Below are 15,606 nucleotides of genomic sequence, written 5' to 3'. Positions count from 1 at the left end.
TGTGACGCAGAAACGACCGGACATAGTCCGGCGGTTCTTCAAAGCTCCCAAGGTCGCCTATGCCGCCTGAATGTGTCTATAATAAAATGACCCCATTAATAATAGAATGGATAAACGAATAAAGAGCCATTCGATCCCTACCAAGAAGCCGAACATGAAATGGCATTGCTTGTGTTTCAGGCGAATATTCACGAAGCTTATCCGTGATCTTGCACTTTAGAAGATTAGATATTTCTCGTATTTGCGAATCAGTAATAGGCATTCTAATCTCTTACAAAATGAAAAATTGATTCATAATACTTATTCTCATCCCGCTCTGTGCGCATGAGCACTGGACGATGAAATACCTGTATAAGTGAATATTCGCATTCCAAGCCGATATTCTCATACAAACCGAATTTGTCGTTGGCTACGATTAGAATAGTAGCATTCTTACGGAGAAATTGATTTATATTCCTAAACGTCGCCACAATCCCATCCGCATAAGCCTGCTTGGCGGCGCTGGATGCACCTTTCACCGCCGGTCCGATTTCCTGCTCGTCAAAGCGCGGGAAGCCGAAGAGTTCATAGGCATACCTATGCTGCTCATGGTAGTCGATTATGCCAACATAAGGCGGTGAGGTAAATATCCCATCGATCTTTTTTCGAACCGGCAATTTAACGAAACGCGAATCGCCTTGAACAACCTTGATGCTGTTCAAAGTGCGGATTCTCGCAAAATCCCTGATACGTGCAATTGTATCGAGGCTATAGCGTTCGATATACTTAAAAGCCTGCTGGATCGGTTCACAAATTCTCCGGTGCTTAATGCAATAGTATTTATCTCTCACAGGCTCTTTAGGTCTGGCAAGATCATAATGGGTGATGAGTCGAACCGATCTCGCAGATCGGGACAAGATTACTTTAAGAACCTCCTGATATTGGTATTCAGGTATGATGCTGCGATAGAATAATAATTCCTGCAGCGTCCGCGGGGCAAACCAAGTATTTAGATACTCGCTATCCGTTCTTAAGTGCGGTGATGGAACAAATAGCGATCCGTTGCCATTCGCCTTTTCAAACTGCATCGAAAACTCTCGCGCCCTGCTCAGCGCACTCTTGATCTCAAGGGAAAGCAAAGTCTCATCATAAACTCCACATTTTACCTTTTGAATGAGCGCATTAAATGGAGATAATTCTACTCCCACAGCATTCATTCCAAGCACATTTGCCTCAACAAGTGTCGTTCCCGAACCGGCAAATGGATCAAGAATCGTATCGCCCGGCTTGAAAAAGGTCTTTAGGAAGACTTCTACAAGTTGTGGTATAAATTTCCCAAGGTAAGGGTGCAAGCGATGGACATGCTTGGTGCGATCCTTCTCCCTAATGCTTAGGAAGGTGAGATCATCCCCAAGCAGTGCTATATTGCGTGCAGTATCGGCAACACGTTGAATCTCATCCGTGTCGATGCCAAACTTGGCCGCTGCTCTTACACTCGCCTCAAGCATACCACTCCTCCCGCCTATCCTCCACCAGATGATTCCGCCCGGTGATCATCTTGTTGTCCGCGTCGGAAGGAGTAATCAGGGCGTGGATGACCTCCTCACCGTCGGACGATGCCTGCGCCAGCGTCGCCCCCCGGTTCGACAAAATCTGGCTGGCGCCCGTAAAGGTGAGCGTCCGACCGGCGCGGGATTCGGCACCGACCCGGTTGCAGGTCGCCGTAAAGACCCCGTTCTCCACCGACCGCGCAAACATCGCCTTCTGACAATACTGCAGCACCAGATTCGACGGATGCGCGATCACCTGCGCTCCGCCAAGCGCTAACGTCCGCGCCGCTTCGGGGAAGATCCAGTCGAAACAGATCATCACACCGATCCGCCCGCCCGCCGTGTCGATCACCGCGAACGGCATGTCTCCCGTGTCGAACAATTCCTTCTCCCGGTCGAACAGATGAATCTTCCTATAGAAATGCGCCTTGCCGGACGGCTCGACCAACAACGCGGCATTGAATACCTTATCCCCGGCACGTTCGGGAAATCCCAGCACCAGATGCGTCCCGGTATCCCCTGCAAGCCCGCTTAGCCAAGATAGTTCCTTACCCCTATCCAAGTCAAGCGCCAGATCGAAGGCTTCCTTTCGGTCCTGGAACTCATATCCGGAGGTGCAGAGTTCCGGGAAGATGAAGAGGTCGGCGTCTGTTGCTTCGACCATCCGGCGAATCTGTTCGAGGTTGAATCCGATTTCGCCGAACCGGGGCGCAAACTGCCCGCAAGCCAGAGTGATTTCCACTCTTCTGTTCATTGACGCTTGCCTGCCGGCAACATGGCAATCTCCTCGCGCCAGAAGCCCGTCCCAACCGGTAACCCGCCAGCGGAAACGAATCCAGCCGCCTGCAGCGCATCGAGCAGTGCCTCAAGATTGCCGTCACTCCCGGCCGGCTCGGCAAGCACGAGGTTTTCGACCCTCCACCGCTGTTCGCCATGATTGCGGCCGATAACCTTGACCCTTGTCGTGCCGGTCAACTCGACGCCGTTCCTGATGACCTTTATGGTCTCAATCTTGAGTTGGTTGACATCGGCCCGGGTGCGCAAGGTATCGCTCTCCTGCCTGAAGGGTTCGCCATTCTCCAGAGCCCACTTGCCTAACGCATCGACCAGCGCCGCAGCGCGCAGCCGTCCAGAGGCGACCGGTTCAGCCGGGACGAGCGCTTCGCCCCGATACCGATCTAATGTCTCCTCCAGCCGGGGCGTTTGCGCCCGAAGCGATGGCGCTATCCGGCCCACCAGCACCCTCGATTGCAACTCGTCATGATCATTGCAACCGGCGAGCAGCGCTGTTAGCGCCAACACCGGCAGCAACGCCGCCATCGCTCTTATGGCCGGGAGCATCTGAATCCTACCGCTTCGTCGCATCGAGGTCTCTCAGAAGAGTATCAACTGCCTGCTGCAACTGAAGGTCTTCGGACGCTCCGAGCGCCGTCGGGGGAAGTTCCACAATGATGTCGGGCACGGCGCCGTGCCCCTCGAGGTTCCGGCTCGGGTCGGGTGTATTCATGTCGCCGGCATACCATCCCCTAAGCGGCAGCCGGAACGATGAGCCATCGATCAGCAATTCGTGGCCGGTCGAGATGACTCCGCCGGGCGTCGGAACGCCGACCAGTTTGGCTCGCCCCAACTGCTTCACCGCATGGCTGAAGATTTCGGCGTTGGAGAAGGAAGTCTCATTGCAGAGGACGATGATCGGCCGGGTCCAACTGTAGAGCGGCAAACGTCCTTGAGGATAGCCGGGCCCGCCGTCGCGCGGGAAGGTCGTCGCATGGCGCCGCACTTGGAGCATAGTCAGCAGCCAGTCGGTCGTCCAGCCGCCGCCGTTGTGCCGGACATCGACGACGAGCGCCTCTTTGCCGAAGCCGACCGAGTAGAGTTCGGATTCGAACCGCGCCAGCGACGGCTCGCCCATCCCGCGAATGTGGAGATAGCCAAGCCGTCCGCCCGAAAGGCTTGCGACTGCCGCCTGCCGGGCTTTTACCCATTCTTCGTAGCGAAGATTGCCTTCGCGGTTCTGATCGACGGGACGAACGATCAGACGCCGTTCACGACGGCCGTCCCAGACATAGATTTCGGTGCGCTCGCCGACTTGACCGGCGAGCAGCGCATCGAGGCTCACCTCACCGGTCAGGCGCCGGCCGGCGACAGCAGTGAGCCACTCGCCCGCCTGAACGCGCGTCTCTATCCGGTCGCAGGGGCCGTCGGGCAGAACGTGGGCGATCTCCAGTCCGGCTCTATCCGGCGGCGGGTCAATACGGGAGGATGAAGACGCATGGAGCGGATTGGGGGCGTAATCAAGCCCCAGCCTCCCAACCGCCGTCGTCCGCGAATCGGGCAGGTAGAAGCCCATGTGCGACGAGTTGAGTTCGCCGAACAGCATTCGCATCACATCGGCAAAGTCCGCTTCGCACGAGGCGCTCTCCGCAAGCGGCCAATACTTGTCCCGCAGCGCAGCCCAGTCCTGACCGTGGAAGTTCGAGTCGTAAAACCGGTCGTTCAGGACACGCCAGGTTTCAAGGAACTTCTGCTGCCTTTCGGCTCGAGGGTCGATCCGCATACGCACTTCAAAGGGATGATCTTTGGCGGACCCGCCTCCTTCTTCGACCGATTTCACCCGACCTCCGCTATCGACATACCGCACCCGTTTGCCGCTCTCTTCGAACGAAATCGAAGTCGGCGCCGCACCGCCAGTCGTGAGCCGCTTCAGATTGTCACCGGTCCAGTCGATGGCGTAGAGGTCGCTCTGCCCTTCGTGATCGGCGCTGAAGGCAAATCGCTTGCCGTCGGGCGAAATGGCGAACTCGCCTTCCTCTCCGGCCAGGTTCGTAACCGCGCGCAGTCGAAGAAAAACATCGGTCGTGTCGATGACGACCTCGACGCGGGGAACATCTTTGGTCTCGTCCTTCTTCTTGCCTTCCTTATCATCCTTGGGGCTGCTCTTGGCACCTTTGGCGCGAACCTCCTCAGCCCAATCGGCAGCGCTCTTCTCGTGGTCGGACTTTTTTAGGAAAACGATATGTAGGTCCCAGTTGTTGTCGCGCCGCCGCGACCGGAAGGCGAGTTTGGAACCGTCGGACGACCAGACCGGGAAGGTGTCGTCGTCGGGATGACGGCTGACGTTAACCGGCGCGCCGCCCGCGGCGGGGACAATCCAGACGTCGCTGTTGTAGTCGTCGTCGCTGCTGGCGAAGGCGAGCCATTTCGAGTCCGGCGACCACGCCAGCCACGACTCGTCGCTCAGCATCCAGCCATCGATCAACACTCGCTCCGAGCGGCTCTTCAGGTCGAGCACCACCAAGGTCCGGGTGCCCCGCACAAAGGCTAACGACCGGTTGTCGGGGGTTAGCGACGGAAACATCTCCTCAGCCGGATGCGTCGTGAGCCGCTCCCACTTAAGTCGCAAGGCGCGCGCGAGTTCCTTTGTCTCGGGGTCGTCGGAGGTTACGAGATAGAGGTCGTTGTTGCCGCTTCGGTCCGAGGCCAGGATGACCGAGTCGCCGCCCGCCGAGACGATCGCGTGCCGGTCTCGTGCCGATGGATCGTCGGACAGAAGGTTCGCCCGTCCTCGCGCGGCTTTGTCGTCGTCGCCGGTGATCCGACCTACTGCAATGCGGCCTCGCACCCCCAGGAGCATTTGCTTGCCGTTCGGTGTGAAAACGACCCGCCGCGCCTTGTCTGTGAAGGTCTGGTCGCGGGGGATCATCTCGACCGGATCGAGGGGGAGATCGACTTCGAGCGGGCGCGCTTCGCCTTCGCTCACCATCACGAAAATCTGATCTTGCAACTCAAAGGCGATGGTGCTGCCGTCGCGCGAGATTGCCGGAAAGCGGACGCCGTCGCCCTGATAATGCGTAACTTGACGCCGAAGGCCGGTCGGTTCAAGGGCGTAGAGATTCGGGGTGCCGTCGGCCTCCGAGACGAAATAGATTGTCCCGCCTCGCCCCCAAAGAGGCCATCTCGACGTCGTCTTAAGAAAGTCGTCCCCCGACACTTTCCGGCCGGTGTCGGTTATGGCAGTAAACCGGCCGCTTGCCAGTTCGACCTTCCAAACCTGTGCCGCGCCGCTCGAACGGTAGCGCCGCCGCCACCATTGTCCATCGCCCTGGGTCAAAAGTAGTGCTGTTCCGTCCGGGGAAATCGTCCCGTCCCGTCCGTAACCACCCACCAGCGGGATCGGCGTCCCGCCGGCGGCCGGGACTTTGTAGAGAAGCGGAAAGTCCGGATAGAGATCATCCCGACGCGAGGCAAAGATGACCGCGCTGCCGTCCGGCGTCCAGTCGCACACATCCTCATCGACGTCGAACGACGTCAACCGGCGCGGTTCGCCGCCTCCGGAGGCAATGAGATAGACGTCGCGGTCGCCTTCGCGCGCTCCGGAGAAGACAATCCACCGGCCGTCGGGAGACCATTTCGGGAGGTGCTCGTAGCCGGGATGTGTCGTGAGCCGGCGGGAGTGCGAGCCGTCGGATCGGACCGTCCAGAGATCGCCTCCGTAAGAGAAGGCGATCTCGCTGCCGTCCGGCGAAGGCGCCGGGGAGCGCATAAAACGCGCTCCCGCCGTAAGTGCGGCGGGAAGCGTTAGTCCAACTACAATCAGGGATTTGATAATCCAGCCACCCCGACGGACCGGCAGGTTATGTCTCAACAGGCACTCACTTCAAAATGACGAACTTGCGCGCGACCGGAGCGCCGCCCGAAGATATGCGAATGATATAGAGCCCCGCCGGATATGCCGAAGCGTCGAAAACGCGCTGATGGCTGCCGGCAGGAAGGTGCTCATCCAACCATTCTTCTACTAATCGCCCGTCCGCGCTATGCAAGGTTAGGGAGACCCGGTCCGAGCGTGGCAGACCAAACCTGATCGAGGTGTGGCCATTGGCCGGATTGGGATGGATGGAGGTTATGGAATGTTGCGTCGGAAGGTCATCGGAAACCCCGGCCAGAAGCGGATCGACCACCAGCCGCACCGGGATGACGGCACGGTCGCCGGCGGCATTGTGGCGAATAACTACCGAGGCCTCGTAGAGACCTCCCCGAAGCTGCAATGCCGAAAGCGAGATGTTAACCTGCGTCATTCCCTCCGGCTCGAGAACTCCCTCGTTGGGAGCCACGCCGATCCAGGCGAGGTTTGGGCCGGCGTCGATCACTTCAACCCGGTCTCCCGCCGGATTCTGAATGAGCGCAACCAGGGCCCAGACACGGTCATCCCAAAGCGGTGTCAATTCGCAGCCACCGGCGCGGTCGCCGTCACGCAAGGCAAGTTCTGTCACCAGCCGGATGCGGCCGGTGGCGGTGTCCATCTTGCTGATGGCAAGGTTGCTGACGCCGTCGGCGGAAAATACCCAAAGCGGACAGCCGTCAGGATCGACCGGATGCCACGCCAGACCATAGGGGCGGAGAGAATGGCTGTAGGTGCGTTCGACCGCGCCTTGAGGGCTGAGCCGGTGAAGCGGCGCGCCGGGTGTCGTCGTCCAAATGCGACCTTGCGGATCGACGGCAAGCGCTCGCGGCGGCTCGATGGGCGAGGCGATCCGTCCCAGTTCGGCGCCATTGGCTGACATACGGTAGATCTGATTGCCTGAACCGCCATAATAATCCCGCCCGTCATAGGCCAGGTCGTGTACACCCCAGGCGCCACGAACCGGCTGCTCCGACCGTCCCGTCAACATTCCGCCGCGGTTGAAGCGGTAGAGATAGTTCACCGCTTCACCGTTATTGCCGCCCGATACGACCAGCCGCTCGTTGCCAAACACCGCTCCGAGCAGCCGCTCGTCGCCCGTGACGTTGCTCGCGTTGAGGGTGAACATGCTCTGCCAGAGTTCGTCCGGGTCGTCGCGCCGCCGGTCCGGATCGGGGTCGCCCGGACGCGGAACGCCTCGTTCACCGCCGTCTATCGGCGCAATAGAAATACTAAACTCGAGGCGCCCGTTGCCGGTGTTGCGCAATTCGCGCACGCGCTGGATCTCCTGCCCGACCTGCAGCGAATCTACGATCACCTCGCGGTTGATTGCCAGCAGCGGCCGGGTAAGGAAGAACCTCCGCACCACTTCCTGACCCTCGGCTACCTGAATCACATCGGAAACGACCCGGTTCCAGCCGGGCGCTTCAACGATGAGCGTCAACTCTCGCCCCGCCGGAACATTGGCGATGCGATAATTGCCACCAATGTCGGTCCGAGCCCAGCCTCCGATCGAAGTGCGCACCGTCGCGCCTTCGACCGGTTCATTGTTGTGCAAGCCGAAAACGGTGCCCTGTGCTACGCCGTAACGGCGCACTGTGGCTGTTGCGAAGAGAATACCGCTGCCGGACGAAGGGCGGCTCGCGCCGGGGGCATAGGCGTCCCAATAGCCGTATTGCAGCCCGCCGCGGTCATCGAGATTGCCAATCCCAATGGTTGGATAGGGCGTCCCGTGCCCATCGACCCGGGCCGAATGAGTTATATCGAGGTAGTTGAACTGAATGTCGCCGTCGCCGGTTGTTGTCGGATGCCAGGCCGGATCGTAGAGAACGATCTGAAACGTCTCGGCCGAGCCGGGCCCATCGGGTCCGATCCAGCGGCGCATACGATACCATTCGACGATGAAACGATGTCCCTCGGTGTCGTTCTTATAGAAAACGCCGCATTCATTATAGGGTGTATAAAGGTCTTCCCACCACGGGCAGAATTGCGCCACCGGCCCCTGCGGCGCCCCGATCGGAGTATTGCGAAAATCGGCAAACTGCGCCTGATCGCCAAAAGCCGCCCAGCCATTGGTGCAGACCGTTAACCGGTTGAACTCCCGGCCATAGTATTGGAATGGGAAAGGCAGGTCGAGAACGACGCTCTGATCGTCGTCCTCGCCGTGATCGAGCAGACCGGTGTCGGTGCCGCCGCCGCCCAGGCGTGGGTTGATTTCGAGCCAGAGATCGCCCGGTCGGACGTTGACATTTTCGTCGGTGTTGCTGATAGCGTAGTAGCCGTAGGCATCAGGCCCGGTCGGGAAGGCTGCCGGCAGGCTCATGGTCTGCACTGCGACCGGCACATCGGCTTCATAGCCCGCATCCGATTCAAGATGCAGCACTAACGGCAGAGCGCTCGCAAATGGCGCTCCCTCGACAACCAGGATGCGGAAGGTGGTGTCGGCGCCAAGCGTATCCCCCACCGCCATTGCTTCATAGCGCGCATCGGGCTGAATGATCTGAACGAACTGGCTCAGGCTTTCAAGCCGGGCTTGCGCCGGTCCGACATCGAGGCTGCCGTTATTCGTTAGGCTGATGATAAGTTCGGTCGCGACGCCCCCCGCCAGTGCTTCGCCGGTGGTGACATAAGCCGGGCTCCAGCGTGGAGCGCGGCCTTGAAGCGCCACCGGAAGCACCCAATTAAGATCCTGACTGGCTGCGGTCAACGTGAAGGGAACATCCTGCCGGTCGGGAAAAGTCGAGCGGATATCGACCACAAAATAGGCCGTCGCCTCGCCGTTGGGCGCAATCGGGGCGTTGATCACAAACCGGTTTTCGCGGACGGCAACATCGTCGTCTTCGGAGGCAAGGGTGAATGTGACTGGCGAAGCGACGATCTGTCCGCCGATGTTGCGAACGATCAGGTTCCAGCCAATCGTTTCGAAAGGATTGGCGATCCCATTATTATTACCGTCGCGCGGAAAATTCTCGTCGTCGAGGACGAACTGGCTCCGGTAGGCAAGTTGTCGAGCCGGGCGCACCAGTTCCGATTCGACGCTGATCGGAACGACTCCGCCACCCGAAGCGGTGAAAGTCGCCTGACCGGGAGTGAGGAGTCGCGGATCAAAGCGGATCGTAGCGAGGCCGTCGGCACCGGTGATGCCGGCCGCAGTTAGTTCTCCCGCTTTAAACATCCCGACCCGGACTCCCCCGATAGCGGCTCCACCCTGACGCTGACGCACTTCAACCTGCACCGCGCCAGCGCCATAGTTGACCTGATTCGGCACTGTCAAATCGACCGTGACGGGGACGCCCGTCCAGGCGATGGTTGCCGGATCGCCCATCAGGTTGGTCCAGCGGAGATGATCGACCGTCGCGCCGAGGGCTCTCGAGCCATAAGCCGCTACCAATTCGACCTTGGCGCGATTCAGCGCCCAGCCGAGGCGATGGATGCCGTCATCGAGCACCCCGCGATAAAATCCCGCCAATAAAGCATTGTTGAAATTGACGCGGGTGGCAGCCCCGACCGATCCGATAGCGCCGACGGCTCCGCCGGGCGCGCGCAAGAGCGCTTCGGTCCAGGCAATCTGATTGCCTGCGAAATCCCCGGTGTTGCAGGCCAACAGCAGCGCAACCGCAGGATGCCGGTTGGCGAGCCGTCCGGCATCATAGACAGACCAATCCTCCATCCCCGTCCAGCCGCGATAGTTTATGAACCCGGTGCCGCGGCCAAAGGATTCGGTCAGAAACGAGGCAACGCCCCGCCCCATCGTGAACCAGAAGGTATCGACGGCGGTGAAGCCCTGTTCGAGCATTCGCCACCGCACCCATTGGCTTACCGCTATGGTCGAAGGTCCCGAGAGCGCACTGCCGGCGACAACGGCACCGCGCCTCAGGTAGCCCGGGTCGTCGAGGTCGGGACGCTGCTCGTAGCCGAGGATCTTGGCGACAATCCGTTCCAACTCGGCGATGCTGCCCGCCGAAAGCCTCCCTACCGCAGCATCGGGCAGTATGTCGCTGCCGTCGAGCAGTCCAAATCCGTAGTCCGATTCACCGGCGTGGACTTCAGTCGGCACTCGCAGTTCGCCTGCCACATCGCCGACGATGCAGACATAGTCTATCTGTCGGCCCTGGGCACGCAGGCTATTCAGGCTCTCGAGCACCCATGCATAGCCGGCCCAATTCGGAACCGCAAGTTCGATTACAGGGTGGCCTTGCAGTTCCCTCCATCGCGCCAGTGGCGCCACTGCACGCCGGGCCCCCTGTTGATCTGGGACGATATAGACCCACGCCCCGCCGGTCGATTCAACCACCGGGTCGCGGCGCGGCGGATCGTCGTTCAGGACGAGCGAACCAAGAGCCTGTCGCCGCAAGCCGGTCAGACGCTCGAGCGGCGGGGTGTCCGGCAATTCTATCCGAATCGAAAACCGGTTGACCTGTGTGGAAACACCGTCCTTAGCAAGATAATCGGAGTGCAAAACGAGCGGTTGAAAACGGATACCGCTATAGGTGAAGACCTCGCTCAGGGTGTAGGGCTTATCGGGAAGGTTGGTCAAAGGGGAGAGCACATCGGGGATAGCCGCCGATTCGGCGTCAACAAGGCTGACAACAGCTTCGCCTTCGTCGGGCAGGGCAATCAAACGCACGACCGGTAGCAGCTCAGCAGGGTCCCCTGCAGCCGTAAAGCCATCCCGCGCGGCATCGTATTGGACCTGCCAGACATTACCCCCCAGGGCCTCAATCCTCACGGCAGGCTGCGGCGAATCGGCCGCGTGCAGGGAACCTGCGGCGAACGCGGCGCAGAGTAGCAACGTCTTGATAATTGTCGGTTTCATACGACCTGCCGGGCTTTCAATAACGAATGAGGGCTTTCTCCAATGTGCAGAGAAGAGCCCGGAGCAACTAATTAAGATAAGCGAACGACTCCTGTTTGCCAAATCTCAAGCGTCCGGAATGTCCAACATTCGGCCTCGCTGACCCGATCATCACCCCAGCAGCCGGTTGAGCCGGGCGACACCTTCACGCAGCCGGTCGGGGGGGACGACGGTGAAACAGAGCCTTGCCCAGTTGCGGTAGTCCCTGCCGAAATACTCACCGGGCGCGAGGGCAACACCCGCCTCAAGCATGCGACCAACTTGATCCTCTGCGGAGAGTTGTTCCCACCCGTCGCCTAATTCTACCCAAAAGTAGAATCCGCCCAAGCAGGGCAGCGTCCGGGCCTCTATTGCCTCACTTGCCCACTGATACGTAGCGCCATAGTCATCCCGGAACTGGCCGACCGTCGGTGTAAATCGCTGCAGACCGCGCCAGGCCATCAGTTGCGCCGACCGGCCGGCTTGATAGACCGATCCTACGACACCCCGGTTGATCTGCGACACAACCCACGCCGGAGCCATCACCCAGCCGACCCGCATTCCCGACGCGCCAAAGCACTTGGACGCCGTCCCGACTGTTACCGTCCGCTCGAACGTTCCGGGCAGCGAGCCGATGGATACGTGCTCATCACCCGACCAGACGAAGTCCTGATAAGCCTCATCGGAGAAGATCCAGAGGTCATTACGACCTGCAAAGTCGGCTAACCTCATCAAAAGGTCCCGTCCGAGCAACATACCGGTTGGATTCGACGGCGTGTTCAGGTAAATGCCGGCAGTCCGCTCGGTAAGATGGCTCTCGAGCAGCGACGCCGGGTCGAGGCTTGGCTCGGCTGCCAGGCGGTCGAAGAAGGGCACTTCGATAAGGTGCACTCCGGCAGCGTCTGCGACCTGTCGCAGAATCGACCAATAAGGCGCCGGGGTGAGCACTTCGGCTCCGCGCGGCATTAGTCGGGAGAAGGCCGAATAAAGGCCCCCCGTGGCGCCGGCGGTGATCTGTATCTGCTCGATGCCGACGATCGGAAGTCCTCGTGCAACTGCGCGTTCGATAAGCGCTTCCCGCAACGCTCGCTCCCCGTAGGTGTCGCCATAGCGATTGAGTTGTCCAAAGATAGTATCCTCGCCCTCAACCGGCGTCAGGAGCGCTGCCGGGAAGGGTCGATGCGCATCGCCGACATGGAGGCAGACGACGTCGCGGCCGATGGCGGCCTGGCGGGCGGCTTCGGATTCGATTTGATTCCAAACTGTAGGCGGCAAGGGCTGGCGCGAGAGCGATGAAGGTGAGGGCATCTGTATGGAAAATGGAAGATGGAATATGGAACTTTAGGGTATCTATCATTCAGAGCAGAATATTCTTGCTATGTCATGCTGAACGAAGTGAAGCATCTTGCCCGGAGGAGACCCTTGACTTTACCTACTTCACCAGCGCAAACTTGCGGATCATGCGGGTGCCGGAGTAGGAAAGAGCCGCTAGATAAACACCCGACGGCAGTCTCTCAAGGTCGAGCGAGGCCTGACCCGTCCCTGAGTCGGCCTCCAGGCGGCGCACTGAACGGCCAGCCAAATCAATAACTTCGAAGTGTCCGGTGGACGGCAGATGCCAAATGACCGTCAACCGGCCATTCGTCGGGTTGGGATGGAGAGAGAGGGCTGGCTCTGCTGCCGCCTCGACGGAGTCGGCGTCCGCCGCGACGATCACGCCGAGCGAGAGTTCGATTCGGTCGAGGACCCAAAATAGTCCGGCGCCTGGCCTTATAGCCGAAACGAATCGCACCCGGATCGGGGCTGCATTGTCAACGGCGTATCGATCGAGATTGATTTCGCGCTGCTCCCACCACTCGGTCCGCTGCTGAAAATATTGGAGGACTGTCCACTCGTCCTCGCCCTGGGACACTTCTATCCGGCCAAACGAGCCGATGTCGTAGCGATGCTGCTCCCAAAACCTTAGCCGCGCCCGGCCGAATCCGGCGAGCGCCCACCCCTCGTCCAACTCCGCGATGGCAATCTGCTGTTCGTTCTGCCGTCCGATCCGGTCCGAGAGGCCGAAGCGCCCCTCCCGCACGGCGGTCGAATCGCGCTCCCAGCCGTCAAGCAGCCACCGATGATTGAGCCGCTCAAAGTCGTCGATAACGGCTTCCCGGCGGACATTCATCGCCCGGAACGGCAGTCCGGCAAGATTACGCGCCGCAGCACGGTCGCGCGCGAGAAGCCGATAGAGCAGCGTCCCATCGCGAGGCAGGTTCCACGTCAACCGACCGGCGAAGTGCGACGAATCGTCCTCCTGCCTCGTAAGTATCACCTCGCCCGACTGCTCGCCGTCGCGGGTCAGCCAGAGTAACCTCACGTCTGACACGCCGATGTTGTCGATTATTCGCGCTCCGAATCGCGCCGATCCGACCGGGAAGGGGGTATCGTAGAGCGAATCGACTTCGACGAACTCCGGAGGCACCCGGTCCGGTCCGACATGGAAGGAGTAGGTGTTCTCCGGCGCCCCCGGTGGTGCAAAGCCCTCGACACCGGTAACGTCGACCGCGACGAGGTAGTAGTGAACGTCCGCTTCCTGTTCCGGTAGCGGGAGCCGCGCCTGCCAGAGTTGCTCTACTCTATTCAATAACTCAAATGCAATCTCCCGGACTTCCATTCGATCATAGCCATAGATCAACCTGACGCCTTGATTTGCAATGGGCAACCCACTGGTTGTGATCACGGTCAGGATGCGCTCACCGCCCAGGTCTTCGGTATCGCCGGTAGGTTGATGGGTAATCTGCGGGCGAAACCTCCCATAGGGCAGGATGCCTCGTCGTTCGGCAGGTTCCAGGATTTGGCGCCGGTAACGACCCTCAGCCAAAGCCAATTCATTGGACAGCAGCGCCATTGCCGCGTCCGGGACCGACACGCTGTCGCCGAGTGAAGCGAGGTGGCCGATAACGATGCTGTTCCACAGGTCGGAGTTCTCCACCGATCGGGCGATCTCGGTCAGAAACGCCGACCATAACTGCCCGGCGTCGTGCCGTTCGCGCCCGGCGTCTTCGGGATAGGTGTAGTCGGCATCGAGCACCCGCCCCCCCCAAAACTCGTTGTGCCCGTCCCAATTATAGATCCATTCGGGCTGAAAGTCGGGAACGACGGCTCGCGACCGGTCTCCGGCGAAGTAGTCGCAGAGGCCTTCAGCCATCAGCCCCGAATCCCCGCCGCGCCAGCGCGGGAGGATCGCTTCGATCAGGGCGTGAGTATATTCGTGAATCCAAACATCGGCGTCTTCGCCGTCATCGACTCCGCCGCTGCCGGTCGTGATGAGTCCGGTGAAGGGACTGTAAAAACTCATATCGTCCTCGACCCCGTTCGCCGCTATTCGTTGTGGCTGGGGGACGATGTCCACAAGTTCGATAACGTCGATCAGATAGCGTGCGTAGCGGTCGAGGTGGTAATACCCCATCACCTGTTCGAACCGGCGGTCCGATCGGTCGAAGAGGAAGTCGGGCGATTCGAGGCGGGCGGGGTCGGGCGAAAGCGTCGCATCGACATAGGGGCCGCGCAGGATGTAGAGGCCGTCATCGTCCTGCGCCAGATTTTCGAGAAGAACTTGTCGGTAAGCAGCCTCGGGAATTGCATCCGCGGCATCGTCTTCGTCGCGGAGAGTATCGGTTCCGAGCGCGCTCTTCGGATCGGGGTCGAAGATCAAGCCCCGCCCGTCGATCCGTGCGAGACGATCCTCGACTTGAAGCACCCCTCCGGTTAGCGCGTCGATCAGCACCTCGAGGTCAGCCGGCGGCGCCGCGACCGGCAGTTCAACCTGCCAGACCGCGACCGGACGCCCGTCGCGAGGGAGGATTGCCACCTCCGCGCTTGCGTCATCGCGCAAGGGCCGGTTGCCGGTCATCCGAAGTGCCTCTGCGACGGCCGCCTCCCGGTCCAGCGAAATCGTAACCGCTGGTCGCTCTTTCCATGCTGCCAGTGAATTGAAATGGCTTATGATCCGGCCCTCCCGGTCGAAGCGCACGATTAGCGCACCACCGAGCACCGGGTAACCGCCATAGGTCTGCTGATAGACGACCCGCTTCCCAAGGGGGGGCTGAGTTAACACCACTTCAACCAATTCCCCGCTTTCGAGCAGCGCGCCAAGTCCTATACCGACTAGATAATCTTCCCCTTCCGCCGAAAACGTAGCGCCAGCATCTTGCTGGCTTCGACCTGCTGACGAAAACGTAGCGCCGGCATCTTGCTGGCATCGACCTATTGACGAAAACGTAGCGCCAGTATCTTGCTGGCTTCGACCTGCCGTCAGGATGACGGCGCTACGGTTGGCACCCCGCGAATTGGCTTCCTCGACGGTTAGGATGCTTACCGCCAAGACAACCCAGACGACTATGTGAACGGTATTCTTCACCATTCTCAATATACTATTGAACGTGGTTAACCGGCAACCCTTGCGGACAATCCCATTCGCATCCCGGGCTCCTCACTCCGGCACCATCGTAAGTGAAATTCTTAATAAAGTGCCGGTATGAGGCCGGGAACCTGTTGACAAGGAGGATAGTGGAATCTAT

At 60.0% G+C, this 15,606-nt stretch carries 8 protein-coding genes; all 8 read right to left on the bottom strand.

What is annotated here, in order from left to right:
* Positions 1–76: 76 nt before the first annotated feature.
* Positions 77–262: a TdeIII family type II restriction endonuclease gene (locus FJY67_04620; GenBank protein MBM3328747.1), complete on the bottom strand. Its 186-nt coding sequence runs from the start codon at positions 260–262 to the stop codon at positions 77–79.
* A 1-nt stretch (position 263) separates the two neighbouring features.
* Positions 264–1,487, bottom strand: coding sequence for a site-specific DNA-methyltransferase (locus FJY67_04615; protein ID MBM3328746.1), 1,224 nt, complete (start codon positions 1,485–1,487; stop codon positions 264–266).
* Positions 1,480–2,283, bottom strand: coding sequence for a hypothetical protein (locus FJY67_04610; GenBank protein MBM3328745.1), 804 nt, complete (start codon positions 2,281–2,283; stop codon positions 1,480–1,482). Before FJY67_04610 ends, FJY67_04615 begins: the two co-directional genes overlap by 8 nt.
* Positions 2,280–2,894 (bottom strand): hypothetical protein, encoded by a 615-nt coding sequence (locus FJY67_04605; protein MBM3328744.1) that lies wholly within the window; start codon positions 2,892–2,894, stop codon positions 2,280–2,282. The genes FJY67_04610 and FJY67_04605 overlap by 4 nt, the downstream gene beginning before the upstream one ends.
* Entirely contained in the window at positions 2,878–6,174 is a 3,297-nt protein-coding gene (locus FJY67_04600) for a peptidase S41 (GenBank protein MBM3328743.1), read from the bottom strand. The genes FJY67_04605 and FJY67_04600 overlap by 17 nt, the downstream gene beginning before the upstream one ends.
* Positions 6,175–6,181: 7 nt before the next feature.
* On the bottom strand, positions 6,182–11,023 hold the full coding sequence (locus FJY67_04595) for a T9SS type A sorting domain-containing protein (protein MBM3328742.1): 4,842 nt from the start codon (positions 11,021–11,023) through the stop codon (positions 6,182–6,184).
* A gap of 150 nt (positions 11,024–11,173) precedes the next feature.
* Positions 11,174–12,349 (bottom strand): pyridoxal phosphate-dependent aminotransferase, encoded by a 1,176-nt coding sequence (locus FJY67_04590; protein ID MBM3328741.1) that lies wholly within the window; start codon positions 12,347–12,349, stop codon positions 11,174–11,176.
* A 124-nt stretch (positions 12,350–12,473) separates the two neighbouring features.
* Entirely contained in the window at positions 12,474–15,449 is a 2,976-nt protein-coding gene (locus tag FJY67_04585) for a T9SS type A sorting domain-containing protein (GenBank protein MBM3328740.1), read from the bottom strand.
* Positions 15,450–15,606 lie beyond the last annotated feature (157 nt).

This window comes from Calditrichota bacterium, from assembly GCA_016867835.1.
GTDB lineage: Bacteria > Electryoneota > AABM5-125-24 > Hatepunaeales > Hatepunaeaceae > VGIQ01.
Note: the sequence above shows the minus strand (reverse complement) of the source record. Positions and strands in the feature narration are given on the sequence as shown.